Origin of the sequence: Micromonospora zamorensis (genome assembly GCF_900090275.1) — a bacterium.
In the GTDB taxonomy this organism is placed as follows: domain Bacteria; phylum Actinomycetota; class Actinomycetes; order Mycobacteriales; family Micromonosporaceae; genus Micromonospora; species Micromonospora zamorensis.
In genome coordinates, this window is record NZ_LT607755.1 from 5,192,676 (window position 1) to 5,218,129 (window position 25,454).

At 72.9% G+C, this 25,454-nt stretch carries 24 protein-coding genes; 6 read left to right on the top strand and 18 right to left on the bottom strand.

The features are described 5' to 3' along the window. Nucleotides 1-107: 107 nt before the first annotated feature. Both ddaH and rocD read left to right on the top strand, forming a co-directional pair. Entirely contained in the window at nucleotides 108-923 is an 816-nt protein-coding gene (gene ddaH, locus GA0070619_RS22970; protein ID WP_172862232.1) for a dimethylargininase, read from the top strand. Further along, nucleotides 923-2,137, top strand: a complete 1,215-nt coding sequence (rocD, locus tag GA0070619_RS22975) for an ornithine--oxo-acid transaminase (protein WP_172862231.1) — start codon at nucleotides 923-925, stop codon at nucleotides 2,135-2,137. Before ddaH ends, rocD begins: the two co-directional genes overlap by 1 nt. 161 nt (nucleotides 2,138-2,298) lie before the next feature. Here rocD and GA0070619_RS22980 read toward each other — a convergent pair whose 3' ends face one another. The 7 genes from GA0070619_RS22980 to GA0070619_RS23010 form a co-directional block, all read right to left on the bottom strand. Next, on the bottom strand, nucleotides 2,299-3,453 hold the full coding sequence (locus GA0070619_RS22980; RefSeq protein ID WP_088949971.1) for an FHA domain-containing protein: 1,155 nt from the start codon (nucleotides 3,451-3,453) through the stop codon (nucleotides 2,299-2,301). Then, nucleotides 3,450-3,743: a 4a-hydroxytetrahydrobiopterin dehydratase gene (locus GA0070619_RS22985; RefSeq protein ID WP_088949972.1), complete on the bottom strand. Its 294-nt coding sequence runs from the start codon at nucleotides 3,741-3,743 to the stop codon at nucleotides 3,450-3,452. The genes GA0070619_RS22980 and GA0070619_RS22985 overlap by 4 nt, the downstream gene beginning before the upstream one ends. 191 nt (nucleotides 3,744-3,934) lie before the next feature. Continuing rightward, entirely contained in the window at nucleotides 3,935-4,987 is a 1,053-nt protein-coding gene (locus tag GA0070619_RS22990; protein ID WP_088949973.1) for a fatty acid desaturase family protein, read from the bottom strand. A gap of 137 nt (nucleotides 4,988-5,124) precedes the next feature. Beyond that, entirely contained in the window at nucleotides 5,125-8,613 is a 3,489-nt protein-coding gene (locus GA0070619_RS22995) for an SCO7613 C-terminal domain-containing membrane protein (RefSeq protein WP_088949974.1), read from the bottom strand. Between the two features lie 48 nt (nucleotides 8,614-8,661). Further along, nucleotides 8,662-8,982, bottom strand: coding sequence for a divalent-cation tolerance protein CutA (gene cutA / locus GA0070619_RS23000; RefSeq protein ID WP_088949975.1), 321 nt, complete (start codon nucleotides 8,980-8,982; stop codon nucleotides 8,662-8,664). A gap of 83 nt (nucleotides 8,983-9,065) precedes the next feature. Then, entirely contained in the window at nucleotides 9,066-10,070 is a 1,005-nt protein-coding gene (locus GA0070619_RS23005) for a 1-acyl-sn-glycerol-3-phosphate acyltransferase (protein WP_088949976.1), read from the bottom strand. Continuing rightward, nucleotides 10,070-10,903 (bottom strand): patatin-like phospholipase family protein, encoded by an 834-nt coding sequence (locus GA0070619_RS23010; RefSeq protein ID WP_088949977.1) that lies wholly within the window; start codon nucleotides 10,901-10,903, stop codon nucleotides 10,070-10,072. The genes GA0070619_RS23005 and GA0070619_RS23010 overlap by 1 nt, the downstream gene beginning before the upstream one ends. Before the next feature lie 165 nt (nucleotides 10,904-11,068). Between GA0070619_RS23010 and GA0070619_RS23015 the strand changes: the two genes are divergently transcribed. Beyond that, on the top strand, nucleotides 11,069-12,493 hold the full coding sequence (locus GA0070619_RS23015; RefSeq protein WP_231927133.1) for a serine/threonine-protein kinase: 1,425 nt from the start codon (nucleotides 11,069-11,071) through the stop codon (nucleotides 12,491-12,493). Between the two features lie 27 nt (nucleotides 12,494-12,520). On the opposite strand, the gene GA0070619_RS23020 is transcribed toward GA0070619_RS23015, so the two are convergent. From GA0070619_RS23020 to GA0070619_RS23060, 9 genes are all read right to left on the bottom strand, one after another. Continuing rightward, complete coding sequence (locus tag GA0070619_RS23020; RefSeq protein ID WP_088949979.1) at nucleotides 12,521-13,576, bottom strand: glycosyltransferase family 4 protein; 1,056 nt, start codon at nucleotides 13,574-13,576, stop codon at nucleotides 12,521-12,523. 157 nt (nucleotides 13,577-13,733) lie between these two features. Then, nucleotides 13,734-14,405: a BON domain-containing protein gene (locus GA0070619_RS23025; protein ID WP_088951992.1), complete on the bottom strand. Its 672-nt coding sequence runs from the start codon at nucleotides 14,403-14,405 to the stop codon at nucleotides 13,734-13,736. A gap of 183 nt (nucleotides 14,406-14,588) precedes the next feature. Then, nucleotides 14,589-16,151, bottom strand: a complete 1,563-nt coding sequence (locus tag GA0070619_RS23030) for a trypsin-like peptidase domain-containing protein (protein WP_088949980.1) — start codon at nucleotides 16,149-16,151, stop codon at nucleotides 14,589-14,591. A gap of 62 nt (nucleotides 16,152-16,213) precedes the next feature. Next, nucleotides 16,214-17,776: a sensor histidine kinase gene (locus tag GA0070619_RS23035; RefSeq protein WP_088949981.1), complete on the bottom strand. Its 1,563-nt coding sequence runs from the start codon at nucleotides 17,774-17,776 to the stop codon at nucleotides 16,214-16,216. Next, the gene (locus tag GA0070619_RS23040; RefSeq protein ID WP_030336721.1) at nucleotides 17,773-18,474 is read right to left on the bottom strand and encodes a response regulator transcription factor; all 702 of its coding nucleotides are present in this window, start codon (nucleotides 18,472-18,474) and stop codon (nucleotides 17,773-17,775) included. Before GA0070619_RS23040 ends, GA0070619_RS23035 begins: the two co-directional genes overlap by 4 nt. An 86-nt stretch (nucleotides 18,475-18,560) precedes the next feature. Then, complete coding sequence (locus GA0070619_RS23045) at nucleotides 18,561-19,172, bottom strand: PadR family transcriptional regulator (RefSeq protein WP_088949982.1); 612 nt, start codon at nucleotides 19,170-19,172, stop codon at nucleotides 18,561-18,563. Continuing rightward, nucleotides 19,169-19,993, bottom strand: coding sequence for a DUF4097 family beta strand repeat-containing protein (locus tag GA0070619_RS23050; RefSeq protein WP_088949983.1), 825 nt, complete (start codon nucleotides 19,991-19,993; stop codon nucleotides 19,169-19,171). Before GA0070619_RS23050 ends, GA0070619_RS23045 begins: the two co-directional genes overlap by 4 nt. A 140-nt stretch (nucleotides 19,994-20,133) precedes the next feature. Then, nucleotides 20,134-21,072 (bottom strand): lysophospholipid acyltransferase family protein, encoded by a 939-nt coding sequence (locus GA0070619_RS23055; protein WP_088949984.1) that lies wholly within the window; start codon nucleotides 21,070-21,072, stop codon nucleotides 20,134-20,136. Next, nucleotides 21,069-21,863 carry a GNAT family N-acetyltransferase gene (locus GA0070619_RS23060; protein WP_088949985.1) on the bottom strand — a complete coding sequence of 265 codons (795 nt, stop codon included), beginning with the start codon at nucleotides 21,861-21,863 and terminating at the stop codon, nucleotides 21,069-21,071. Before GA0070619_RS23060 ends, GA0070619_RS23055 begins: the two co-directional genes overlap by 4 nt. Before the next feature lie 158 nt (nucleotides 21,864-22,021). On the opposite strand from GA0070619_RS23060, the gene GA0070619_RS23065 reads away from it, so the two are divergent. The 3 genes from GA0070619_RS23065 (at nucleotide 22,022) to GA0070619_RS23075 (ending at nucleotide 24,568) form a co-directional block, all read left to right on the top strand. Continuing rightward, nucleotides 22,022-22,669, top strand: coding sequence for a hypothetical protein (locus GA0070619_RS23065; protein ID WP_088949986.1), 648 nt, complete (start codon nucleotides 22,022-22,024; stop codon nucleotides 22,667-22,669). A gap of 142 nt (nucleotides 22,670-22,811) precedes the next feature. Next, complete coding sequence (locus GA0070619_RS23070; protein ID WP_088949987.1) at nucleotides 22,812-23,747, top strand: ABC transporter ATP-binding protein; 936 nt, start codon at nucleotides 22,812-22,814, stop codon at nucleotides 23,745-23,747. Next, nucleotides 23,744-24,568, top strand: a complete 825-nt coding sequence (locus tag GA0070619_RS23075) for an ABC transporter permease (protein ID WP_088949988.1) — start codon at nucleotides 23,744-23,746, stop codon at nucleotides 24,566-24,568. Before GA0070619_RS23070 ends, GA0070619_RS23075 begins: the two co-directional genes overlap by 4 nt. Before the next feature lie 58 nt (nucleotides 24,569-24,626). On the opposite strand, the gene GA0070619_RS23080 is transcribed toward GA0070619_RS23075, so the two are convergent. Further along, a complete protein-coding gene (locus tag GA0070619_RS23080; protein ID WP_088949989.1) occupies nucleotides 24,627-25,022 on the bottom strand; it encodes a hypothetical protein in 396 nt (131 codons plus the stop codon). Beyond that, nucleotides 25,019-25,357: a hypothetical protein gene (locus GA0070619_RS23085; RefSeq protein ID WP_088949990.1), complete on the bottom strand. Its 339-nt coding sequence runs from the start codon at nucleotides 25,355-25,357 to the stop codon at nucleotides 25,019-25,021. The genes GA0070619_RS23080 and GA0070619_RS23085 overlap by 4 nt, the downstream gene beginning before the upstream one ends. Between the last annotated feature and the right edge of the window lie 97 nt (nucleotides 25,358-25,454).

Consider the following 25,454-nt stretch of genomic DNA (forward strand, 5'->3'; position numbering starts at 1 on the left):
CTCAGTGGTGGATCCTGCCGCTGACGCCGCATACCGTTGAGCAACGGCGCCAGCCCGTGGGCCACGGTGGCCGGGCGCGCCCGACCCCTGGGAGCAGGACAATGACGATGGACGCCACCAGCCAGCGCCTGTTGATGTGCCGGCCGACGTACTTCGCCGTCGATTACGCGATCAACCCCTGGATGGACCCGACCGCGCCGGTCGACGCCGCGCTGGCCGTCCGGCAGTGGGAGCAGCTGCGCCAGACGTACCGCGACCTGGGCCACACCGTCGAGGAGATCACTCCGGTGCCTGGCCTGCCCGACATGGTCTTCGCCGCCAACGGTGGCACCGTGATCGACGGCAAGGCGATGGCCGTGCAGTTCCGCGACCCGCAGCGGGCCGACGAGGCACCGGCGTACCGCGCCTGGTTCGAGGACGCTGGCTTCGAGATGTACGACCCGAAGCACGTCAACGAGGGCGAGGGCGACGTCCTGCTGGCCGGTGACCACCTGCTGGCCGGCACCGGCTTCCGCACGGCGCACGCCTCGCACGCCCAGTTGCAGGAGGTCTTCGGCTACCCGGTGATCACCATGCAGCTGGTCGACCCGCGCTTCTACCACCTGGACACCGCGCTGACCGTGCTCGACGAGCGGACCGTGGCGTACCTGCCCGAGGCGTTCTCCCCCGGCAGCCAGGCCGTGCTGCGCCGGCTCTTCCCCGACGCGGTGCACGCCACCATGGCCGACGCCGAGGTGCTGGGCCTGAACGCGGTGAGCGACGGCCGGCACGTGGTGCTGCCCGCGCAGGCCACCGACCTGGCCGCCAAGCTGCGCGACCGGGGCTACGAAACCATCGGGGTCGACCTGTCCGAGCTACGTAAGGCCGGCGGCGGACCGAAGTGCTGCACGCTGCGACTCCGTCAGGGAAAGGCAAGCAAGTGATCGTGGATGACAAGCTGCGTACGCCGGGCGCGGTCCGGGACGCCGAGCGCTGGACGGCGCACAACTACCACCCGCTGCCGGTGGTGATCTCGTCCGCGGAGGGTGCCTGGCTCACCGACGTGGACGGCCGGCGTTACCTGGACTGCCTGGCCGGCTACTCGGCGCTGAACTTCGGCCACCGGCACCCACAGCTGATCGCCGCCGCGCACGCACAACTGGACCGGCTCACGCTGACCAGCCGTGCGTTCATCCACGACCAGTTCGCCGACTTCTGCCGGGAGCTGGCCGAGCTGTGCGGCAAGGACCTGGTGCTGCCGATGAACACCGGCGCCGAGGCGGTCGAGACCGGGATCAAGGTGGCCCGCAAGTGGGGCTACCAGGTCAAGGGCGTGCCCGCCGGGCAGGCCAACATCGTGGTCGCCGAGGGCAACTTCCACGGCCGGACCACCACCATCGTGAGCTTCTCCACCGACGAGGACGCCCGCGCCGACTTCGGGCCGTACACCCCGGGGTTCACTGTCGTGCCCTACGGCGACCTGGACGCGCTGACCGCCGCGATCGACGAGAACACCGTTGCCGTGCTGCTGGAGCCGATCCAGGGCGAGCAGGGCGTGGTGGTGCCGCCCGAGGGCTACCTGCCGGGCGTACGCCAGGTCTGCACCGAGCGCAACGTGCTCTTCATCGCGGACGAGATCCAGTCGGGTCTGGGGCGTACCGGCAAGACCTTCGCCTGTGACCACGAGGGCGTCGTGCCGGACATGTATCTGCTCGGCAAGGCGCTCGGCGGCGGCATCGTGCCGGTCTCCGCGGTGGCCGCGAACGCCGACGTGCTGGGCGTGCTCAAGCCCGGCCAGCACGGCTCCACCTTCGGCGGCAACCCGCTCGCCTGCGCGGTCGCCATCGAGGTGGTGCGGCTGCTCGCCACCGGCGAGTTCCAGCGCCGCTCCGCGGAGCTGGGTGAACGGCTGCGGGTCGGCCTGGAGGGTCTGGTCGGCAAGGGTCTGGTCGGGGTACGCGTCCGCGGTCTGTGGGCCGGTCTGGACATCGACCCGGCGCTGATGACCGGCCGGGAGGCCTGTGAGCGGCTCGCCGCGCGCGGTGTGCTCGCCAAGGACACCCACGGCTCCACCATCCGGCTCGCCCCGCCACTGGTGATCACCGAGGACGAGATCGACCTGGCGGTGGCCCAGCTGGCCGAGGTGCTGGCCAGCTGACCGACCCCCGCTGGTCAAGATCTGCGCAACTACAGGGAAAGTGCTGCCTCGACACCGTCCGAGGCAGCACTTTCCCTGTTCTTGTGCGGATCTTGGCCCGCCGCCGGGCCCCGCCGCCGCCCCCGGCGGCCGGGGGCGGCGCGGGCGCGGCGCGGCGCGTGTCAGGGACGGGGTAGGCGCATGGCCATCGTCGGAGCCTCGGCCATCACCGACGTGGGGGTGAACGGGGCACCGGTGGGCAGTTCCTCGGCCCGACCGATCTGCACCCCGGGGTACAACTCCACCATGTCGTTCTCGCCCAACACCCGGGACTGCTGAGGTGCCAGGGGGATCCGGTCCGACTCGGCCATCGAACCGGCCGGCCGGATGCCCGAGCCGTTGGTGCTGACGTCGGTCACGATGACCTCACCGACCCGCAGCTCGAAATGGACGTGACCACGGCTGATCCATCGCCGTGCCTCGTCGTTGAGCCACTGCCCGAGCATGATCCCGCCTTCCTGCTCGGGTGCCCGGCCGGCCACCACCGGCTGGTCCTCGCTGAGCACGAACCGCCGCCGGACCAGGCCGCCGACCCGCACCGCGAGCACCTCCGAACGTGGGCGAGGCCCGCCGTCACCGAGCCGTACGCCGTGTCGGGGGCAGGTTGGTACGCCGTTGCGCAGCGCGGGCGGCGGCTGCGCCGCGGGGCTGCGGTCGGCACCCCCGGCCAGGTCGGCGAACGCGCCACCCCCACCACCGCCACCGAACAGCGCGCAGCCCGACTCCGGGCAACGCCACTGGCGGGCCAGCAGCTTCACCCCGGTCGGCGAACGCTTGCCGGCAACCGGCGAGTGCCCACCACCGACGTGCGCGATGAACACCGGCCCGCCGGCGCCCGGCACCGGCGCGACCACCCGACCGGGTTGCTCGACCAGCCACGGGAACCGACCGCGCAGCCCGTCGAAGCGCACCCGGCTGAGCACCGGCAACCCGAGCAGGTCGGCGACCTCCAACATCCGGTCACCCGGGTTGTCGAGCACCTCGACGAGCCCGTCGTCGGCCCAGCGGCGGACGACCATCCGCTCGTTGGAGGTGAGGTCGGCGTCGGAGAGCAACGCCCGGTGCACCACCGCGTAGACCTGGACGCTGTCCTCCTCCAACTCGCGGGAGAGCGCGTCGATGACCATGCCGAGGCGCAGCAGGCTGGCCGGCCGTCCGCCGTCGATGTCCTGATAGCGGATCACCTCTGCCAGGTCGATGACCGCCCGGGCCAGCGACGGGTCGGTGCAGACCCGCCCCTCGATGGCGTCCAGAACCTTGCTGATCTCGAATCTCATGCCGCGCTCCGGACGATGTCGTCGATCCGCCGGGCCAGCTCGATGTCGCGGTGGGTGACCCCACCGGCCGAGTGCGTGACACAGCGGAAGGTCAGGGTCCGCCATCGGATGTCGATGTCGGGATGGTGGTCGAGCTCCTCGGCCACCGTCGCCACCCGGTCCACCACCGCGATGGCCGCCGGGAAACTGCCGAGCTGGGCGGTACGACCGATGCCGGTCGGGTCACCCGACCAGTCGGTCAGCCCGCCCAGCTCTTCTCGCACCGCGTCCGCGGTGAGCAGGTCTGCCATGACCAGACCCTACCGGTGGCGCGTACGGCGGGCCGTACGCGCCACCGGTGGCCAGCTCAGCTGGCGATCAATCTCTTACAGCCGCAGACGCTCTGCCAGAGCCCCGACATTGGGTGCCACGATGGGGCGGGCATCATCAGATGCCCGCCCCACCGCTCAGTCCTCGCAGCCGCGCAGCGGCCGTTTCCTTCTCAGCCGCGCAGCGGCTGTCCCACCTCATGCAGGTGACCGAGCGCCTGCCGGTACGACTCGACCAGCCCGGTCTCCGCGTACGGGATGCCCTGCTCCGCGCAGTAGGCGCGGACGATCGGTTGCGCCCGCCGCAGGTTGGCGCGGGGCATGTTCGGGAACAGGTGGTGCTCGATCTGGTAGTTGAGCCCGCCCAACGTGGCGTCCACCAGCCAGCTACCCCGCACGTTGCGGGAGGTCAGCACCTGCTTACGCAGGAAGTCCAGCTCGTCCTCGGCGGTCGGCATCGGCATGCCCTTGTGGTTGGGCGCGAACGAGCAACCCATGTAGAAACCCCACAGCGCCTGGTGCACGACGGCGAAGAGCAGCGCCTTGATCGGCGACATGACCGCCAACAGCAGTGCCACGTAGGCGGCGGTGTGTGCGACGAGCAGCACGGCCTCGACCGCCCGGCGCCGCATCGGGGTGGTGTATCGGCCGTCCGAGTCACGCCCGACGATCGCCCGGATGCTCGCCACGTGCAGGCTCAGACCCTCGAGAAGGAGCATCGGGAAGAAGAGGTACGCCTGCCGCTTGGCCATCCAGCGGTTGATCCCACGGGTCTCCAGGGCCTGCTCGGGCGTCCACACCAGCGCGCCCGCGCCCACGTCCGGGTCCTCGTCCTCGTGGTTCGGGTTGGCGTGGTGCCGGTTGTGCTTGTCGACCCACCAGCCGAAGCTGATTCCCACCGCCGCGTTGCCGGCGAACAACCCCACCAGCTCGCTGGGACCGCGCCGACGGAACATCTGACGGTGCCCGGCGTCGTGACCGAGGAACGCGACCTGGGTGGTGGCCACCGCCATCAGGGCCGCGAGGGGCAGCTGCCACCAGGAGTCGCCGAGCAGGAACACGGCCACCCAGCCGGCCACGAAGGCTCCGAGGGTGAGCACGATGCGGGCGACGTACCAGCCGGGGCGCCGCTCCAGCAGGCCCGCCTGGCTGATCCGACGGGACAACTGTGCGTAGTCACTGCCTCGCCGTTGTACCGGCGGTTCCGCCACCGCTCCGAGCGCCATCGCTGCTCCCGTTCCGCTTGCGCCCGTACCGGGGTGGTTCGGGCTTAATGTCAAGTCTCCCGATCGCGGTAGCGGTGAGTAACCCCGACAACCCCCGAATGGGGGGTAGGGCAGGCCCTACCCCCCATTGGTTCGACTCAGCCCAGCCGGCCCACCGCGGCGCGCAGTCGAGCCACGTCACGCCGCCGCCGCTCGTAGGTGGCGGCGAGGCCGACCAGCGCCAACCCGCCGACACCGAGGTAGATCCACCGAGGCAGCAGATCCCATCCCCGGGCCAACTCGTGCAGCGCCAGCAGCGTCAGCACGCCGCCGCCGAGCAGCACCGGTGCCTGCCATCGGCGGGTCGCCCCGGCCAGCACCGCGCCCAGCGCCGCCGCGCCGAGGAGCAGTCGCCGCACCGGCTGCGGGTCCGGCCCGGTCAGCACCGACACGAGGCTCGGCAGCAGCGCCGCGACCAGCCCCGGGCCGAGGGCCGGCCAGCTGGTCAGCCCCGGCCGGGTCCGCAACGCCAGCAGGCCCGCGCCGAGGGCGAGCGCCGCAGCCGGCAGGGTGTACGCCTCCAGCACCGTCACCCCACCGGCGGCCAGCAACACCCATGCACCGAGCAGCTCGCTGGCGGCGGCGATGCCGGCGAACGCCCACCGCCGGCCGGCCGGCTCCCCCCGGCGCAGCAGCCGCAGCGCCACGGCGGCACCCCAGAGCACGCAGACCGTGGCGAGGTGTCGCGCCGCCTCGACGGTGAGCACCGCCGCCACCAGTGCCACCGCCTGCGCGGCAGCGTCCAGCACCCGCCCGACCAGACCCCGCGCCGGGGTGGTCGCGGCGGCGACAGCCAGCACCAGCGCGGCCACCGCCAACAGGGGGTACGCGGCGGCCCGCAACGGCAGCCCTCCGACCAGCGAGGCCGTCACCGCCAACGCGGACGCCGCACCCACCGCCGCGAGACAACCGGCGACCCGCACCTCGACCGTGCGCCCCCCGACGGCGACGACCACCGCCACCACCAACAGCACCCCCTCGGCGGCGAGCGAACCGGCTCGGGTGGCGAGCAGCCCCGCCACACCGGAGGCGACCAGCACCACACCCAGCGGTACGGCGATCGGTGCGAGCCCTGGGCGGGGCGCGGCCAGAGCGGCGAGCAGCAGCGCGGCCGATCCGGCGAGCAGCACGGCGGCAGGCAGCACCGGCCACGGCGCGCCGACCGCGACGAGCAGCACCGGCAGCGCCGCCGCGGCGAACGGCAGCGCGGGCAGCACCGGTGGGCGGACCCGCCGGCCGGCGACCACGGCGGCCACCGCCAGCACCACCAGCGCCAACGCGACGGGCAGCGCTGCCGGCTCGGCGACGACAGTGGGCACCCCCGACCAGACCCGTCCCGTGTCGCCGTACGGCGACACGAGCGCGGTCAGCACCCTCGGCAGAGCCGCCAGCACGGCGACCACCGCCAGAGCGCCGCCCGCCACCACCACCGGGACCGACAGGGGAATCGTCGGCCCCCCGACCGACGATCCCCCGACCGCCGGCCCCCCGACCGGCTGCTGGCCCGACCCGCCCGACCGGTGGGTGACGGCCTCCTGCCGATCCCAGCGGACGACGAAGGCGACCCCCAGCGCCGCCAGCGCGGCGTACAGCGCGATCGGCTCGTTCCCCGCCACGACCAGCGGGGCGAGGCCGGGCACGGTCATGGCGACCAGCGCGCCGGTCACCGCGTACCCGATCAGCTCCACCCGCTGGCGACGCGCCGCGAGCACCGCGACCAGCGGCAGCCCGGCGGCGATCAGCGCGAACCGCGCCTGCCACCAGGGCGGCGCGCCAACGGCGAACGACGCCACCACCGCGATCCCGGGCAGCGCGAGCTGCGCGACCAGCAGACCGCCGCCGGCCACCTGCCGGTACGGCCCGGCGCCCCGCCGGACGGCCAGTGCCAGCCCGACCACGGCGATGACGCCGAGCGTCACCAGCACACCGGCCGGGGCGGCCAGGGCGACCAACAGCCCGTGCCCGAGCAGGACGGCACCGCCGAGCGCGCGGGTGAGCAGGGAGGCCAGGTGGGTCGCCGGGCGGATCAGGACGGCGAGCAGCAGCGCGACCCCGCCGACCAGGTCGACGGCGAGGACCTGCGGCCAGGTGGCCGACCACCCGGCCGGCAGGGCCAGCAGCACCGCCACCGCGCCGGCCGTGGCGAGCGCCGCTCGGGCCCGCCGGGGCAGCAGCAGCACCGTCGCGCCGACCCCCAACGCCACGGCGGGTGCGAGCTGCCAGCCCCAGTCCAGATCCGGTCCCCTGCCGGCCCCCCGCCACGGCGGCAGCGACCGGCCTGCGGCGGCGACCGCCAGCACGACGGTGACCAGCGCGGCCACCTGGGCCGTGCCCGCCGCGACCAGCAGCGCCCCGGCGCGCGGGCCGGTCCGCCAACCACCGGCGCCCGCCACCTCCGCTCCGGACCTGACCGGCAGGATCCGCACCGCGGCGGCCAGCCCGAGCGCCACCGTCGCCGACGCGAGCAGCAGCAGGGACGGCCGCAGCTCGGCCACCGGGCGCAGCAGGGCGGCGGCGAGCACCGGCACCAGCAGCCCGGCGGCCACCGCCCGCAGCGCCCGCCCGCCGACCAGCCAGGCCGCACCGAACCCGGTCAACGCGACCAGCAGCAGCGGCAGCCCGGCCAGCAGATGCGACCCTGCCGCCCGTCCGAGGATCAGCGGCGTCAGGGCGCAGCCAGCGGCACCGACGAGAGCGGCGACGTGACCGATCCCGGCCGACACCCTGCCGACGAGCAGCGCCACCCCGTCCCGGCCGCGCAATGCGGCCAGCACGGCCAGGTTCACCAGTGCCACCCCGAGCAGGACCAGTGACCAACCGGCGGCACCCGGTTCGGCCCCGACGGCGAGCAGCGGCAGCACCGGCTGGGCGGCCAGCAGCGCGGCGAACCAGGGCCCGGTCAACCCGCTCCACCGGCCGTACGCGACGGCGACCGCCGCGCTGGCCCCCCCGACCAGCGCGGCGTACCGGCTGCCCGGCCAACCGGCCACCCCGGCCAGGTCCACCGACCAGGCCGCGTAACCGTCCAGCACCACCAGCAGCAGACCCACAGCGGCGAAGGTCTCCGCGGTGCCCCGCAACCCTCGACGGACCGCCAGCAGCGGCACGGCGAGCGCGAGCGCGGTGAGCGCGGCCAGGATCGACGCCCGTCCGCCGACTCCCACCGCCGCCCAGGCCACCGCTGTGAACACGACCGCCGCGGTGCCCAGCAGGAGTCCACCGAGGACGAAGAGCAGACCCTGGACGGTCCGGGTCGAGGTTTCGGCCGCGCCCGGCGCCGCGACCGGGACGAGAGCTGGCACCGGCCCGACGAGGGGCGCCGGGCGTGCCCCGGCGGAGGCGGCCAACCCGGCACGGACGACCGCCGCCAGCTCGGATCGCCGCCGCGACAGGGTCGACAGGCGACCAGCCAGCTCGGTGTACGCGTGACGAGCCCGTTGCACCTGCGGCTCAAGCTGGGCGATCTCGCGGCTCAGCCGGACCACCTCGGCGGCGGTCGGGTCGGGTGCACGGGAACAGCCGGTGCAACCGACGGTCAGGTCGGCCGGAGCACCGCAGGCGGGGCAGGGATAGCGGGTGTCGTCCACCCGGTCATCATCGGAAGCCGACCGGGGTGCGGCACAGAGTGCGCGTACTCAGGGCCGGGTGTGCTCGTGCACCCAGGTGGCGTACGCCGGGTCGCCGCTCTCCACAGTGGACACCAGGATCTCCGGCACCTCGTACGGATGACTGACCCGGATCTGGTCCACCAACGCGGAGAGCCGGTCGGGTGCGGTCTTGAACTGCACCGACCACTCGGTGCTGGTCTCCACACCGGACCTCCACCAGTAGGTGCTGTCCACCTGACCACCCACCTGGGCGCAGGCGGCGAGCCTGCCGGCGACGGCCGCAGCCGCCAGCACGTCGGCGACCGAACGCGCATCCACCACCGTCGTCACCACGCAGATCTGATCCACGACCGCACCCTACGCGGCATTGTGGTGCTGAGCCCGCCTTTCGATCGCGACTGCGGGGCTCCGCTGCGCTGCACTCCTCGCGCTCACCGATTAGACGCGATCCAGGCATCGATCCGCGCCCACCAGTCGAAGAGCCAGTCGATGCGTTCCTGCCGCCCGGCCGGCACCTCCTCCGGTGGCACCGACCAGAACCGCATCACGATCCGCTTGTCCATGGGCAGTTCCCGCCAGACGTCGGCGACGGTGAGCATCCGGTCCAACCCGGTGTGGGCGACGAAGATGACCCCGGCGTCCGGGGCGGCGTCCAGCGCGGCGAGCATTCCGCCGGGCTGCGGGGCGAGCACGTGACGCATCCGCTCGGCGCGCAGCGCCATCCGTTCCAGCCCGAGGGAACGCAGCCGGGCGATGGCACGCAGTCGTCGCTTGGGGGTGAAGTTGCCGCCCTCAGGGAAGATCACGAACGCGTCGTTGTCGTCCAGGCCGGCGGCCAGGTGCCCGACCTGGCGTACGGTCTCCTCGCCGCGCTCCGGCGTCGGCGCGATGAACCGGTTGGGCAGCCGGTTGAGCAGCACGTCGATCGCCGGGTCCCACTGGAGGGTGTCCTTGAGGACGATCCGTGGCTCCCGGTTGAACCAGTTGACCAGCCCGTGGATCAGGATGAACGAGTCGCCCGGCCCGGCGTGCCGGCAGAGCACCAACTCGGGCCGGCCGGGCAGCGCCGTGTCCGGGTCGGTGCCCACCACGTCGATGCGCAACCGCAGGGCCCAGCCGGCCTGCCAGAACAGCACCCGCAGGAACCAGCCGGCCAGCACGTAGTGTGCGCGCTGGAAGGCCGGGGACCGGGTCCGCCAGCCGAAGCCGGAGACGACCCAGAGCAGGAACAGCGCGAGCAGCGCGGCGGCATCCCAGACCAGGTAGACGCAGCCGATCCAGAGCAGCCGCAGCGGACGCAACCGACCCGGGAACAGCGGGGACACGGCGGCGGCGAGCAGCGCCCAGATCGGCAACGTGGTGACCACGACGAAGGCGAGCGCCACCACGGCGGGGGCGAACAGCAACCGACGCAGCCACCTGGGGGGCAGCGGCATCATCGCTCCAGATGGGTGGCGAGGTAGCGCCGCGAGGCGGTGTACGCCCGGCTGATCCGCCGCCCCACCGCCGCCATGTCCCGGTACGCCCACGGTGTGTCGTCGCGGGGGTTCAGCCCTCCGGTCGGCAGGACGTGCACCTCCACCCCCTCGGGCAGTGCCGCCATCTCCCGGAAGAAGCGGTGCCGGCGGGAGATCTCGAACGCGACCTGCGCGATCTCCCACGGCCGGCGGGGCGGTGTCAGCTCCCGTTCGATCCGACCCACCTGGAGGACGTAGATCCGGCGGGCGCCCACTGCCACCGCCTCGCCGATGGGGATGGAGTTGACGATGCCCCCGTCCACGTAGTGCGCGCCGTCGATCTCCATGGGTGGGAGCAGACCCGGCACCGACGCCGACGCCAGCACCGCCGGCACCACCGGGCCGCTGTCGAACCAGTGCTCGGCCGCCCGCTCTATGTGCGCGGCGCAGCAGCGGAACGGCACCCGCAGGTCGGCGAAGGTGGTGTCCACGCCCAGCTCGGTCTCCAGCAGCCGGCGCAACGGCCGGCGAGAGTGCAGGTGGGTACGGGCGGCGAAGCGGCGCAACTGCCGGGCGACCGAGTCGCCGTACACCTCGCTGGCCTCCGGCGAGGCCCAGAGCCGGACCAGCCGGTCGGTCACCGCCTCCGTCGGGTCGGCGGCGACCAGCGCGCCGTTCACCGCGCCGATCGAGGTGCCGAGCACCATGTCGGGTGTGATGCCGGCGCGGAACAGCGCCCGCAACATGCCCACCTCGACCGCGCCGAGCACGCCCCCGCCGCCGAGCACGAATGCCACCGGTCCCGCCGCCATGCCTCTCATCCTGGCACGGGCGCGCAGCCGACCTGCCGGCCACCGGCACCGGGCGGTCGGCGCACGGCAGGCACCGCCCGTCGACAGCGGACGATGACGGCGTTGACAGGCCGGAGACATTCGCGCAACCTGATACCGCTCCCACCCCTGAGGCAGGTGCGATCGGTGAAGGCAGCACTGCATCCGGGCCGGTTACTGGCTCGCAGATACCGACTTCTCGACCAGATCGGCGCCGGCGGCATGTCGGTCATCTGGCGTGCCCGGGACGAGGTGCTGGACCGGCTCGTCGCGCTCAAGGTGCTCGCTCCCTCGTTGGCCGCCGACGCGCGGTTCCGGGGCATGGTGCGCGAGGAGGCCCGGGCCGCCGCCCAGTTGGTGCACCCGCATCTGACCTCGGTGCACGACTACGGCGAGACGGTCGATCCGGACGGCTCCATCACCTCGTTCGTGGTCATGGAGCTGCTCAGCGGCGAGGAGTTGGAGCTGCGGCTCACCGAGGGGCCGCTGCCGTGGGCCGAGGCGATCGAGGTGGGTGCCCAGGTCGCGGAGGCGCTGGCCGCGGCGCACCGGCTCGGCATCGTGCACCGGGACGTCACGCCGGCCAACGTGATGATGACCGCGACGGGCGTCAAGGTGCTCGACTTCGGCATCGCCACCCGGATCGGCGCGCCCGACGAGGACGAGGACGGCGAGACGTTCGGCACGCCGGCGTACGTCGCCCCGGAACGCCTCGACGGCGCACCGGCCCAGCCGTCCACCGACGTGTACTCGCTCGGCGTGCTGCTGCACGAGGCCCTCACCGGCCGGGTGCCCTACCCGGCGGACACCTGGGAGCAACTCAGCGCCGCGCTGGCCGACGGCCCGCCGCCCACGCTCGCCGACCTGCCGGACCTGCCCCCACCGGTGGCCCGGATCTGCCTGCGCAGCCTCGCCCGCAACCCGGCCGACCGGCCGACCGCACGGCAGGTCGCCGCCGTGCTGCGCGACCAGTTGCTGCCTCCCGATCCCCCGGCCGCGACCATCCGGGTGCCCACCCAGCCCCTGCCGCAGCAGCCGGCCGCCGTGCCAGCAGCGGCGGGAGGGACAGCCGCCGGTTCGGTCTGGTCCCGTCGACGGCTGGTGCTGCTGCTCGTCCTGGCCGTCGGTGTGACGCTGGCCGGAGTGGCATTTCTGCCCGAGGATGAGCCGACACCCCGGACGCAGCCCTCCGTCGTCCCGGCGACCACCCCGCCGAGCGACAGGCCGGTCCCCGGGTCGTCCCAGCCGAGCGCGTCCCCGCCGCCGACGAAGCCGAGCACCGGCTCGCCCACCTCGAATCCGGGCACCCTCGTCGAGGCCGCCAACCGGGTCGACGGGCTGATCAGCGCCGGGCTGGGCGCCGGGGAGATCCGCGACGACGTGGGTCTCGACCTGCGCAACGAGCTGCGCAACCTGACCGCTGCGGTCAGCTCCGGCCGCGACGAGCTGGCGCCACCGGTGGCCCGGCTGCGCGAGAAGGTCGCGGTCCGCCTCGGCGAGGGCGGCATCAGTCCGGCGTACGCGTCTCGGCTCGACGCCGCCATCGTGGAGCTGGGCGGTGCCGAGGTCTGACCGCGCGGACACGCCGGGGTGGGCGGGTCAGCGGGCCGGGACCCGGGCCGATTCGCGGATGTCGTACCGGCCGGTGGCGAAGCGTCGGAAGATCGCCGCGTAGCCGTCCGCCATCCGCTCGACCGAGAAGTTCTCCGCGACGTGCGCCACGCAGTCCTCCGGGTCTAGCCGCTCCGCCGCGAGCACCGCCGCGGCCAGTTCCTCCGGCCGTTCACAGACCAGCCCGGTCAGCCCCGGCCGGATCAGCTCCGGCACGGCCCCCCGGTTGAGGGCGACCACCGGTGTGCCGGTCGCCATCGCCTCCAGCATCACCATGCCGAACGGCTCGTCCCACTGGATCGGCATGATCAGGCAACGGGCGTCGACGAGCATCCGCAGCGTCTCCGCGCGGCCGGCGTTGAGCACCACTGTCACGTTCTCGTCGACCAGCGGCGCGACGACCTGCTCGTAGTAGCGGCGCTCGGCCGGCTCGTTGCACTTGCCGGCCAGCAGCAGGGGCACCCCGGCCTCCCGGCACGCCCGGATGGCGACCTCGGGGCCCTTGTCCGGGCTGAAGCGGGCCAGCCACAGCACCGGTCCCGTCCCGGGTCTGGTCTTACGCGGAAAGCCGCGGATGTCCAGCGCGTTGTGCACAGTGCCGGCCCAGGGCAGGCCGGTGTTCAGCCGACGCTGGGCGTGCGAGATCGCCACCAGGGCGACGCCGGAGTCGATATCGCTGAGCACGTCCCCGTACTCCCCCACGGGGTTGCCGTGCACGGTCGCGACCGTCGGCACCGCCCGGCGGCCGGCGACCAGCGGGCCGATCGTGGTGTGGTCGTGGATGACGTCGAAGTCGGCCGCGGTGATCAGCCGATTCACCCGGGCCAGGTGAGCCAGCTCCGGCAGTGACTCGCCGAGCCGCTCGTACTGGACCTCGGGGACGGTGGAGACGAAGCCGTGGGCCGCCGTGCCGTGGTCGTCACCGGCACCGAACAACGTGACCTCGTGCCCCTGCCGGCAGAGCGCGTCCACAAGGGCGGCGACGACCTGTTCGAGGCCGCCGTAGCCGGGTGGCGGCACGGACAACCAGGGTGGAACCACCATCGCGATGCGCAACGACCGCTCTTCCGGGCGGCCCGCAGGCGAGTGGTTCACGGCCACGAGTCCTCCCCGTTGATCCCCGGTGCGGCGTCACCGCCGGTCCGGACGGTCGGCGGCGATTTCCCAGTGACGTCCCCGGTAAACCGGACAAGGCGGACGCTCACCCGCCCACCAGGATCTGGTCGTGGACTGCCCGCACTCCGGGGGCGGACCAGGCCACCCGCTCGACCTGCTCGCGTTCCCACCAGGATCGGACCACCCCGGCGAGGACGAGCGTGTCGCCGTCCACCTCGACGGTCACCCGCTCCGCACCGAGCGTGCGCATCAGTGCCCGCTGCACGTCCCGTCGCAACCTGTCAGCGACAGCTGCTGCCGGAGGTCGCACCTCGATCAGGTTGGTGAGACCTCGTACGCCGTCGAGCCGGCGCAACTCCCCCTCGGCGGCGCGCCGCTGCCAGCCGAACTCGACCTCACCGCGCAGCATCAGCCAGCCGTTGGCCACTGTCACGTCCAGCCGCTCGGCGGGCACGAAGCTGTCCCACTCCAACGCCCGGGACGCGGCGAGGGCAACCTCGGCGTCGGTACGCCCCGGCGTACCGGGCAGCCGCACCTCGATCTCGTCGGCCACCGCCCGGACGCCCCGGACCCGCTGAGCGGACCGGGTCGCGGCCCAACTGCGAGCGGCACCGTCCACGAAACCGGTCAGGGTGACCACTCCCTGGTCCACGCGTACGCCGATCTCGTTCGGTTGCAGCTGGGCGTCCCAGGCCAACTGCGCCAGGACGTCGCGTTGGATCCGCTGGTCCTCGCGGACATCCACCACCCCGGTCATGGCACCCACCCCCGGTTCCCCCTCGCCGAGACTCGCCCGCCGAACGTGCCGGAAACCGGGGTGACGGCGGTTCACCCGATCCGGGTGAACCGCCGCCGGGCGGAAAGAAGCGGCGGGTGACGGAGCCGACCCCCTCGGCCCCGCCACCCGCCGCCAGAGGGAGGAAGCAGGTTCAGTTGTCCGTCAGGACGTCTCAGCGAGCGTCACGGTTACCGACTTCTCGGCGCCGTTCCGCTTGAACTGCACCTCGACCCGGTCGCCGACCTTGCCGGCCTGCACCGCGCCGACCAGGTCGTCAGAGTCGTTGACCGGCTTGTCGCCGAAGCGGGTGACGACGTCGCCACGCTGGAGGCCGGCCTTCTCGGCCGGGCTGCCCGGGGTGACCGACGCGACGAGCGCGCCGCCGCCCTCGGCCTGGTTGACGCCCACCCCGAGCGACGGGTGGCTGACCTTCTCGCCGCGCTGGAGCTTGCCCGCGACGTCCTTGGCCTTGTTGCTGGGGATGGCGAACCCGACGCCGATGTTGCCGGTGCTCTGCCCGGAGGTGGCGATGGCGGTGTTGACGCCGATCACCTCGCCCCGGGTGTTGACCAGCGCGCCTCCGGAGTTGCCCGGGTTGATCGGCGCGTCGGTCTGGAGCAGACCGGAGATCGAGCTGACGGCCTGGCTCTGCTGCTGGCTCGGGTCCTGCGGCTGACCCTCGCCGGCCCGGATGGTGCGGTCCCGGGCGCTGAGGATGCCGGAGGTCACCGAACCCTGGAGGCCGAGCGGGCTGCCCAGGGCGAGCACCTGGTCGCCGACCTGCATGGCGTCGCTGTCGCCGAACTTGGCCGGCTTGAGGTCGCTGACCCCGTTGGCCTTCACCACGGCCAGGTCGGTCTTCGGGTCGGTACCGATGACCTTCGCGTCGGCCTTCTTGCCGTCGGCGAAGATCACCTGTACGGCGCCACCGGCGGCGTTGGCGACCACGTGGTTGTTGGTCAGCACGTACCCGTCGGCGCTGAGCACCACCCCGGAGCCCTCACCGCTGTCGGTGGTGATCGAGACGACGCTGTCCTGCACGGAAGCGGCGATCTTCGGGAGGTCGGCGCTGTTGATGACCGGCGCCGCCGAGTAGGTGCGGGTGATGCCGCCGCCGTCCCCGTCGAGGGCGAGGGCGAGGGCACCGCCGGCGACGCCCGAACCGAGCATCAGGGCGAACACCGCGACGCCCGCTCCGGCGAACTTGGCGATCCGACTCGGCCGGGGGCCACTGCCGGGCGGCGCGACCTGCGGGCCCCACGGCGGGACCGGCTGGCCCGGCTGCTGCCCGAGGTGCTGGCCGTGCTGGCCGAGGTGCTGGGTGTGCTGCTGGTGCTGCGGGTAGGCGCCCGGCTGGCCCCCGCCCGCCCAGCCGGACTGCTGGCCCGCGTACCAGGGTGCGCCGGGGTGGTGGCCGGCGTTCGGCTGCGGGTAGCCGTGCTGGCCGGGCGCCGGGTAGCCGGAGACCGGGTACGGCGGCGCGGACGGGGTGGCCGCCGGCGGCTCGTACCCGGTCAGCTGGGGGGTGGCCGGCTGAGCGGCGGGCGCGGCGGACGTGACGGCCGTGGCGTCCGTGTCGTCACCGGCGGTCGGGACGACCTGGACGGGGGTGGTCGGGGAGTCGGACTGCGCGCGCTCGTCACGCGGCAGCTCGGCGGTGGGGTGCGACGGCTCGGCGTCGGTGGGGGCCGGCCGGCGCTGCGGGTCGGACTCGAACTCGGTCATGGAACTACCTTCTCCCTCCGCACTGCGATCAACCTGGAACCGTCCTGGAAGTTGGCTGAAAGTCACTCGTCCGCCGCGTCGATCTGTGCCAGCAGCGGGATCCGGACCCGGAAGGTGGCGCCACCACCGGGCGTCTCGGCCACCGAGACCGAGCCGTGGTGGGCGGCGACGAGCGCCGCCACGATGGCCAGGCCGAGCCCGGTGCCGGTGTTGCCGTCGGCTCGCCGCGTCCGTGCCGCGTCGGCCCGGTAGAACCGTTCGAAGACCCGTTCGGCCTGCTCCGGGGAGAGGCCGGGGCCGGTGTCGGCGACCTCCACCACGGCGAAACCGCCCGGTTCGCTGTGCAACCGCACGCGGATCTCGGCGTCCGGCGGGGTGTGGGTCAGCGCGTTGGTGACCAGGTTGCCGATCACCTGGCGCAGCCGCGCGTCGTCGGCGGACACGACGAGCGGGCCCGAGTCCGGCTCGATCTCCAGCTCGATCCGCCGATCCGGAGCCATGGCCCGGGCGGCGTGCACGGCGTCGGAGGCGAGCACCGGCAGCTCCACCGGGGTCAGCGACAGCGGCCGCTCCCGATCCAAGCGGGCCAGCAGCAGCAGGTCCTCCACCAGCAGCCCCATCCGGGCCGCCTCGTCCTCGATCCGGCGCAGCAGGCCGGCGGTCTGCTCCGGTGCCCGCGCCGCACCCTGCCGGTACAGCTCGGCGAAGCCGCGAATGGTGGTCAACGGGGTCCGCAGCTCGTGCGAGGCGTCCGCGACGAACTGCCGCATCCGCTCCTCGGAGCGCCGGGCCCGCGCCTCCGACGCCTGGGCGGAGGCGGCGGCGTCCCGGGCGGCGCTCTCGGCCCAGCGGGCCGACGTCTCCGAGGCGGCTCTGGCGGTGAACGCCGCCTCGATCTGGGTGAGCATCGCGTTCAGCGCGCGCGACAGCCGACCCAGTTCGGAGGTGGGATGCTCCTGGCCCTGCTCCGGGTCGGGCACCCGGCGGGTCAGATCACCGCCGGCGATGGCGGCGGCGGTGCGTTCGATCTCCACCAGCGGTTTGAGGCTGGTCCGGACGATCGCCGCGCCGACCGACGCCAACATGATCAGCACCGCGCCGCCGACCAGCAGGTCGATCCAGGCCAGCCGCTTGACGGCGGAGTCGACGTCGGTCAGGTGCTCGCCGATGGCCGCCATCTGGCCGTTGGGCAGCTCGGTGTAGAGCATCCGCCAGCGCACCGAACTGTCCCGGGCGTGGACGGTGCGCGGCTTGCCGTCCTGCTCCCGCTCCTGCGCCGCGAACCCGGCCGCGTCGTCCGGCCACGGCGGCAGATCGACCGTCTGGAAGCGGGACGTGTCGTACCGGAAGGCCTGCACCTTGCCTGTCGACGGGCTGGTCAGCACGATCACGTAATCGCTGGGCAGCGAGACGACGTTCGACGTGAGCGTGAGGGACTGGATGCGGCCCGCCGAGTCGCGCAGCTCCAGGTCGATCTGGTCGACCAGGTAGTTGTGCAGGAAGTACGCGGTCGAGACGCTGATCACCACCAGGGCGCCGGAGACCAGCGCGAGCACCGAGGCCACCAGCTTCACCCGCAGCGGGACGCTGCGGACCCGCCCTTTCGCCTGCTGGACCCGGTTCACGCCGCCGGCTTGCGCAACACGTACCCGACGCCACGAAGGGTGTGGATCAGCCGGGGCTGGGTGGTGTCGACCTTGCGTCGCAGGTAGGAGATGTAGGACTCGACGATGTTGTCGTCGCCACGGAAGTCGTAGTTCCAGACGTGGTCGAGGATCTGCGCCTTGGACAGCACCCGGTTGGCGTTGAGCATCAGGTAGCGCAGCAGCTTGAACTCCGTCGGCGAGAGCTGGACGCGCTGGCCGGCCCGGTGCACCTCGTGGGTCTCCTCGTCCAACTCCAGGTCGGCGAAGGTGAGCCGGGACGGGGCCTGCTCGCCGGTCGTGGTGCGGCGCAGCACGGCGCGGATCCGGGCGGTCAACTCCTCCAGGCTGAACGGCTTCGTGACGTAGTCGTCGCCGCCCAGGGTCAACCCACGGATCTTGTCGTCGGTGGCGTCCCGGGCGGTCAGGAAGACCACAGGCGTACGCGTGCCGCCCTCGCGGAGCATCCGGATGACCTCGAAGCCGTCGAGATCCGGAAGCATCACGTCGAGCACCACCAGGTCGGGCCGGTGGTCCTTGGCGGCGTTGAGCGCCGCGCTCCCACTGGTCGCGGTGGCCACGTCGAAGCCCGCGAACCGCAGGCTCGCGGAGAGCAGTTCGAGGATGTTGGGGTCGTCCTCGACGACGAGGAGTCGCGCCTCGGTCTGGGTAGCGGGCATGGGCCCATCATCGATGACGTCACTGCGCCGGCGCTGGATGGTTCCTGGAAAATGCCTGTGAGTCGTGGCCGGGCCCTTGACCCTGCTCAGCGCAGCAGGCGGCGCAGCCCGTCCAGGGCGCCGTCGAGCAGCCGGATCGCGGTGCTCAGCTGGGTTTCGCTGAACTGTCGGGCACGCACGAGCCGGCCCACCTCGGCGGTGAACGCGGCCAGCCGCTGGTCGAGTTCGTCGAGCAGCGCGGCCTGCGGCCCGGCGGTCGGCGTCGGCCGGGGCGGCGCCGCAGGGGCCTCCCACCGGTTACGCCGGGTCTGCCGGGTGGCCTCGCTCAGCTCCCGTTTGAGGTCGCGTACCGACCCGCGCACCTCGCTGCGGATCTCGCCGGCAAGGCTGGAGAGGTCGGCCACCGAGGCCGCGATGTCCGATTCCAGCTCGGTCAGCTCACCGGCCCGCTGGTGCAGCTCGGCACGGCCGGCGTCGGTGATGTCGTACGTCTTGCGGCCGCCGGCAGCGGTGTGGCTGACCAGTCCCTCGGCCTCCAGCCGTTGCAGGCGGGGATAGATGGTGCCGGCGCTGGGCGCGTAGAGCCCGAGGAACCGGTCCTCCAGAAGGCGGATCAGCTCGTACCCGTGCTTCGGGCCGTCGTCGAGGAGCTTGAGGAGGTAGAGCCGGAGCCGTCCGTGGCTGAACACGGCGGTCACGGCAGCTCCTCGGAATCGTTGTCGACCGCTCGGGCGAGCAGGGCGATGCTGCCCGAGGTCGCGGAAGCCCAGAGCTTACCTTCGCCGGCACCGAGCACTCCCTCGCTGCTGCGCAGTGGGAACGTCGAGGTGCGGACCTGCGGAAAGCCGCTGGTGATCCGGCCGGAGGCGGTGTGCATCTGGACGGCGAGGTCGCTGTCCTCGCGGACCCGGACGGTGATGCTGCCCGAGATGGTGGTCAACCGGATCTCGCTGCGTCGGGGGTTGTCTAGGTCGCAGGTGATCGCCCCGGAGACGGTCTGCGCACGCACCCGCTCGGCGGCGCTGTCGGCGAGGATCACCTCCCCGGAGACCGTCTCCAGAGTGAGGTCGCCCCGGACGCCGAGCGCCTCCACCGGCCCGGAGGTGATCGTCGCGGAGGTGTTGCCGCGCAGGCCCATCAGGGTGATCTGACCGGCGGTGACGTGCACCGCGGTCTGCCGGCGCAGACCGGAGACGACCACCGAGCCCGCGACCAGCCCCAGGTCGGCCAGGACGTCGGCGGGCACAGCGAGCGAGACGTCCACCCGGGGGTAGCGGTGGATCATCCGGAACCAGCGCAGGACGTCGGTCCAGCCGTGGCCGCGCTCCTGACGGACGGTGAGCCGGCCGTCGGAGTGGTCGATCAGGACCGGCCGGCGACCGACCTGGGTGACGTCGATCCGGGTCGGGCCGTCGGTGGCGACCACGTTGAGCCGGCCGCTCACCAGGCGGACGTCCAGCCGGGTGACCGGGCCGTCCACGGTGAGCCGCTGCGGGCTCTCGACCGTCCATCCGGCCATGGGTTTCCTCCCCTCGACGACGCGCGGACACGCGCCTGACAGGGAGGACAGTAACGCGATACATCGCGATAGCACAAGACAGGTCGCGTGTTGGTCGCTCTTGCGCCGGGCGGGGTCGACGACCGCGACCCCGCTTCCCCTCAGGCCGCCAGGTCCAGCTCCCGGCCGGATGTCGGCACCGGCACGGAGACCGCCGGGGTCACCGTGGGCAGCACCGGACGCAGGCGGGTCCGCGCCACGCCGCCTGCCGGCAGCAGGTGTACGGCCGACTCGGCCGCCCGGGCCAGCAACCGCCGGTCGGCAGCACGGGCCGGGTGCAGCGCGGCGGCGATCGTCACCGACACCACGATGTCCCGCGCCGCGACCACCCGGGCCACCGAGCGCAGCAGGGTGTCCGCACCGAGGAAGGCCGTTGCCGTGGTGGTGGAGCCGATGGCCTCGCAGCGGTAGGCGAGCCGCAGCGGCACCACCGGGCTGCCCGCGTCGATGGCCGCCTGGAACATCGCCGGCCGGAAACCGCCGCCCGGGCGGCAGTCGGCAACGCCGTCACCAGCGCACCAGGTCGTACCCTCCGGAAAGACCGCCACCGACCGGCCGGCGCGCAGCGTCTCGGCGACCCGCCCGACGCTCGTCGGCAGTGCCCGCGGCCGGGCCCGGTCCACGAAGACCGTGCCCGCCGCCGCGGCCAGCAGGCCGACCAGCGGCCAGGAGCGGATCTCCCGCTTCGCGACCATCCGGGTGGGCGCGACCGCCAGCACCGCGAGGATGTCCAGCCAGGAGACGTGGTTGGCGACCAGCAGCGCCCGCCGCCGGGGCAACCGACCCCGGATCACCAGCCGGACGCCGAACGCCCGCGTGGTCGCCCGGGCCCAGCCGCGTACCGCCGCCTGCCGCTCCCGGGTCGGAAGCACGGGCAGCAGCAGCACCAGGCCGACCCCGGCGACCAGCATTCCGGTCGCGGCGACCAACCGCAGCACCCGGCGGGCCACCGGCACCGTGGGCACCTCGCCGGCCGCCGGCAGGCAGTCGTCGTCACAGCCCGAGGAGGGCCGCCACAGATCGTGCGCCCCGGTTGTCACCGCTGCTCCCCGCCCAGGAAGTGGCGCAGGTAGCGCGGGTTCATCCGGTCCAGGGAGAAGAGCACGTAGAAGTCCGCGCACCCGAAGTCGGGGTCGTACGCCGGCTCGCCGCAGATCCACGCGCCGAGCCGGAGGTAGCCCCGCAGCAGCGGTGGCACCACGACGCGCCCCGCCGGTCCGACAGCGGCCACCGGCGCGGCGGCGGCCGAGCCGGGAGCCGTGGCCGACTCGGCGAACCAGGGTCGCCGTGGGCGGATCCGCAGCGGCGGCGGCGACAGGTGCCGGGCCTGGGCCTGGCTCCACACCTCGGCGACCGTCCGCCCACCGTCGGCCACCGGCACCGAGGCGCAGCCACCGAGCCAGCGGGAGCCACGCAGGTGCAGGTACCGGGTGATGCCGGCCCACATCAGATTGATCACCGCGCCCGAGCGGTGGTCCGGGTGCACGCACGACCGACCCGCCTCGACGAGGTCGTCGCGGAGCGGGTCGAGCGCGGAGAGGTCGAACTCCTCCTCGGCGTACCGCTGGTCGGTGCGTCCGGGCGGTAGCAGCCGGTAGGTGCCGACCACCTCGCCGGTGCTGTCCTCGCGGACGATCAGGTGGTCGCAGTACGCGTCGAAGGGGTCCACGTCCAATCCGGCCTCGCCGGGAAGGAGGGTGGCGCCGAGCTCGGTGGCGAACACCTCGTGGCGCAGGCGTTGCGCGGCCGCGACCTGGGTGGGGTCGTCGGCGATCAGCAGGGTGTATCCGCTGGTCTTCAGGGATGTGCCAGCGGCATGCAGAACGGCCATGGGATCTGTGTAGGTGCCCGGGTTGCCATCCACGGGGACCACCGGTGTCGATCGGGTGAACGCCGGCCGGCGAGACCGCTCGCGGCACCCCGCGAAGACCGTGCGAGGCTGCCCGGGCAGGCCGGCGAAGGCGCCGGCACGCCCACCGGAGGTCGACGATGCGCATCGAGTCCCGCTACAACGGGCCCCCCGGTTCCGGCAACGGCGGCTGGAGCGCGGGAGTGTTCGCCACCGAGGCCGGCGGCAGCGAACCGGTCGAGGTGACGCTGCGCCGGCCACCACCGCTGGAGACCGAGTTGACGCTGGTCGACGGTGCGGTCCGTGACCCGTCCGGCGAGTTGGTGGCCGAGGTGCGCCCGGCCGGGGTCGTCGATGCCGTCGTACCGCCGGTGGACCTAGCGACGGCGGTGGCTGCGGCGGCCCACTTCCCCGGCCTGGTCGAGCATCCGTTCCCCGGCTGTTACGTCTGTGGGCCGCAGCGGGCGGACGGGTTGCGGATCTTTCCTGGCCGGCTGCCCGATGGGCGGACCGCGGCGCCGTTCCGGGCACCCGAGCAGGTCAGCGAGGCCACGGTCTGGGCGGCGCTGGACTGCCCCGGCGGTTGGGCGGTGCTCGCGCCCGGTCGCCCGTACCTGTTGGGCCGGATCGCCGCCGTGGTCACGGCGCTACCCGGGCCGGGCGACGAGTGCGTGGTGACCGGGGCGTTGCTGCGCGTCGATGGGCGCAAGGCGCTCGTGCACACCAGTCTGTACGGCCCGGACGGGTCGTTGCTCGGCGCGGCACGGGCAACCTGGATCGCCCGCTGAACCCGGGCCGTAGTCCGCAGGGATGAGTCGCCTCCACCCCGCGACGGAGGCAAACGTACCGACCGCGCCTGATTGACCTTGTTGCCACGGGCCGTCACGCTGTGCCACGGCGTACCTCGACGCCACACACGGGAGGAGAACGATGACTGACGGGCAGAGAAGCCCCACTAGCGACGGTCAGATCGTGGTGTCCGGTCTGACGAAGCAGTACAAGAACGTCCGGGCGGTGAACAACCTGTCCTTCACCGTGGCGCCGGGGCGGGTGACCGGCTTCCTCGGCCCGAACGGCGCAGGCAAGACCACCACGCTGCGCATGCTGCTGAATCTGGTCACCCCCACCGCCGGCACGGCCACCATCAGCGGCCACCGGTACGCCGACCTCGCCGACCCGCTGCGGCACGTCGGCGCGGTGCTGGAGGCCTCCAGCGCGCACAAGGGCCGTACCGGCATCAACCACCTGCGGGTGATCTGCGCGGCGGCCGGGCTGCCGAAGCAGCGGGCCGACGAGGCGTTGGCCCTGGTCGGGCTGACCCCGGCGGCGAAGCGCAAGTTCAAGGGTTACTCGCTGGGCATGAAGCAGCGGCTCGGCATCGCCGCCGCGATGCTCGGTGACCCCCGCGTGCTGATCCTCGACGAGCCGGCCAACGGACTGGACCCGGAGGGCATCCGGTGGATGCGTGGATTCCTCAAGAACCTCGCCCACGAGGGCCGTACAGTGCTGGTCTCCAGCCACCTGCTGTCGGAGATGCAGCTCCTCGCCGACGACGTGGTGATCATCGCCGCCGGTCAGCTCGTCCGGCAGGGGCCGGTCGACCAGGTCCTCGGGTCGATGGCGCAGGGCGCCCTGGTCCGGGTCCGCACTCCGCAGGCCGAGGCGCTGACCGCCGCGCTGAAGGCGCAGTCGGCCACCGTCGACACCGACGAGCACGGCACCCTGCTGGTCGCCGGGGTCGACGCACCCACTGTCGGCCGGGCCGCCCTGGCCGCCGGGGTGGAACTGCACGAACTGTCCACCGAACGGCCCGACCTGGAACGGGTCTTCCTGGAGCTGACGGCCGGAAAGGCGGGCATCCGATGAACCTGGTCCGATCCGAGCTGCTCAAGATCCGTACCACCAACACCTGGTGGGTCTTCGCGCTCATCTCACTGCCGCTCTGGGCGCTCACCCTGCTGATCAACTGGTTGCAGGCCGACACCCTCACCAACGGCGACCTCGGCGAGGTGCCGGCCGACCAGACCGACACCCTGGTGGCCGCGTCCAGCGCGGACGCGCTCTCGTCGAACCTGTTCACCACCGGGCAGTTCTTCGGGCTGCTCATCGTGATGCTGCTCGGCATCATCGTGGTGACCAGTGAGTTCTTCCACCAGACGGTCACCACCACGTTCCTCACCCAGCCGCACCGCACCGCGGTGATGAGCGCCAAGCTAGTCGCCGCCGGCGTGCTGGCGCTGCTGTTCTGGCTGGTCACCACTGCGTTCAACCTGATCGCCGGTTCGGCGGTGTTGAACGCGATCGGGCTGGGCTCGCAACTGGGCAACGACGCAGCCTGGCGGGCGATCGGGTTGAACCTGCTCGCGTACCTGCTCTGGGCGGTGTTCGGCGTCGGCATCGGCGTGCTGATCCGCAGCCAGATCGGCGCCACCGTGACCGGCATCCTGCTCTACCTGGGCGGCTCGATCGGTGCCATCTTCGTGATCGCCATCCTGGCCGACCGTTGGGGCGACTGGATCAACAATCTCCAGTTGCTCGTGCCGTCGCTGGCCTCGTCGCTGATGGTCACCGGGGCGGACATCCCCGGCAACCCGCCGCGCTGGGCGGGCGCGGCCGTGCTGATCGGCTACGCGGTGGTCACCGGCGTGGTCGGCTCGCTGCTGATGCGCCGTCGCGACATCTCCTGAGTTGACCGGTCCGGGGTGGCGACGACGCGCCGCCGTCACCCCGGAACGCCGGCCAGGCTCACCCGCCAGGGCAGCCCCGGCCGCCGCTGCGCGGAATGCACTGGGTGACCGCCGGAGCGGGCTCGTCGTCGGCGGGCGTGTGGCCGATCAGGACACCGGTGGCCATCCGGCCGACCAGAACGACCATCAGATACACCACCACCATCCCGCCGACCGCCCAGCGAAAGTGCCGGCGCCAGTCCGTCTCGCCCGCCAGCCACAGCCCGACGATCGGCAGCGCGTTGAGCAGGAGAGCGGCGATCAGCACGGCGTCGGTGCCGGCGCCGAACGCCTGCGCCGCCTCGTGGGTCGGCGCGTACGGCTTCGAGGTGCGCCGGATGAGGCCCACCAGGAGCAGGAACGGCACCCCGTACAACCAGACGAAGAAGAGCCCTCCGAGGCCGAGCCGCTTCACGAGCGCCCCGCGTACACGGCTGCGCAGATCGTGACGGTGACCAGGGCGGACAGGGTGCCGGCGAGCACCGCCGAGGGCACCAGCCGGACGACCAGCGCGGCCACCAGCGCCGTCACGACGAGCAACCCGGCCAGCACCGGCCCACCCCACACCAGCATGACCAGAGCCAGAGACTCCCCCGGCGACAGGCAACTGAACCAGGCCGAGCAGTCCGTCGGCGGCGGGCTCGGCACACTCGCCAGGCCTACCGCCACTGCCGCACCGACCGTCACGTACCAACCGGACGCCACCGCCACACTCCGGCCGTAGCGCCCCCGTACCCCGTTGTGATCCATGCGAAGGATCCTCACCGGAATCGCGGCGCGGAGACATCTGCATCCGTACTCAGTTGCCTGCCGTTACGCTCCCGGCGGCCCACCTAGCAGTTGGCGG

What these genes read in the sequence shown, in the direction of transcription:
- ddaH (WP_172862232.1), top strand. Translation starts at nt 108, where the DNA reads ATGGACGCCACCAGCCAGCGCCTGTTGATGTGCCGGCCGACGTACTTC.
- GA0070619_RS22980 (WP_088949971.1), bottom strand. Translation starts at nt 3,453, where the DNA reads ATGAGATTCGAGATCAGCAAGGTTCTGGACGCCATCGAGGGGCGGGTC.
- GA0070619_RS22985 (WP_088949972.1), bottom strand. Translation starts at nt 3,743, where the DNA reads ATGGCAGACCTGCTCACCGCGGACGCGGTGCGAGAAGAGCTGGGCGGG.
- GA0070619_RS22990 (WP_088949973.1), bottom strand. Translation starts at nt 4,987, where the DNA reads ATGGCGCTCGGAGCGGTGGCGGAACCGCCGGTACAACGGCGAGGCAGT.
- GA0070619_RS23005 (WP_088949976.1), bottom strand. Translation starts at nt 10,070, where the DNA reads ATGCCGCTGCCCCCCAGGTGGCTGCGTCGGTTGCTGTTCGCCCCCGCC.
- GA0070619_RS23010 (WP_088949977.1), bottom strand. Translation starts at nt 10,903, where the DNA reads ATGGCGGCGGGACCGGTGGCATTCGTGCTCGGCGGCGGGGGCGTGCTC.
- GA0070619_RS23020 (WP_088949979.1), bottom strand. Translation starts at nt 13,576, where the DNA reads ATGGTGGTTCCACCCTGGTTGTCCGTGCCGCCACCCGGCTACGGCGGC.
- GA0070619_RS23025 (WP_088951992.1), bottom strand. Translation starts at nt 14,405, where the DNA reads ATGACCGGGGTGGTGGATGTCCGCGAGGACCAGCGGATCCAACGCGAC.
- GA0070619_RS23030 (WP_088949980.1), bottom strand. Translation starts at nt 16,151, where the DNA reads ATGACCGAGTTCGAGTCCGACCCGCAGCGCCGGCCGGCCCCCACCGAC.
- GA0070619_RS23040 (WP_030336721.1), bottom strand. Translation starts at nt 18,474, where the DNA reads ATGCCCGCTACCCAGACCGAGGCGCGACTCCTCGTCGTCGAGGACGAC.
- GA0070619_RS23050 (WP_088949983.1), bottom strand. Translation starts at nt 19,993, where the DNA reads ATGGCCGGATGGACGGTCGAGAGCCCGCAGCGGCTCACCGTGGACGGC.
- GA0070619_RS23060 (WP_088949985.1), bottom strand. Translation starts at nt 21,863, where the DNA reads ATGGCCGTTCTGCATGCCGCTGGCACATCCCTGAAGACCAGCGGATAC.
- GA0070619_RS23065 (WP_088949986.1), top strand. Translation starts at nt 22,022, where the DNA reads ATGCGCATCGAGTCCCGCTACAACGGGCCCCCCGGTTCCGGCAACGGC.
- GA0070619_RS23070 (WP_088949987.1), top strand. Translation starts at nt 22,812, where the DNA reads ATGACTGACGGGCAGAGAAGCCCCACTAGCGACGGTCAGATCGTGGTG.
- GA0070619_RS23075 (WP_088949988.1), top strand. Translation starts at nt 23,744, where the DNA reads ATGAACCTGGTCCGATCCGAGCTGCTCAAGATCCGTACCACCAACACC.
- GA0070619_RS23085 (WP_088949990.1), bottom strand. Translation starts at nt 25,357, where the DNA reads ATGGATCACAACGGGGTACGGGGGCGCTACGGCCGGAGTGTGGCGGTG.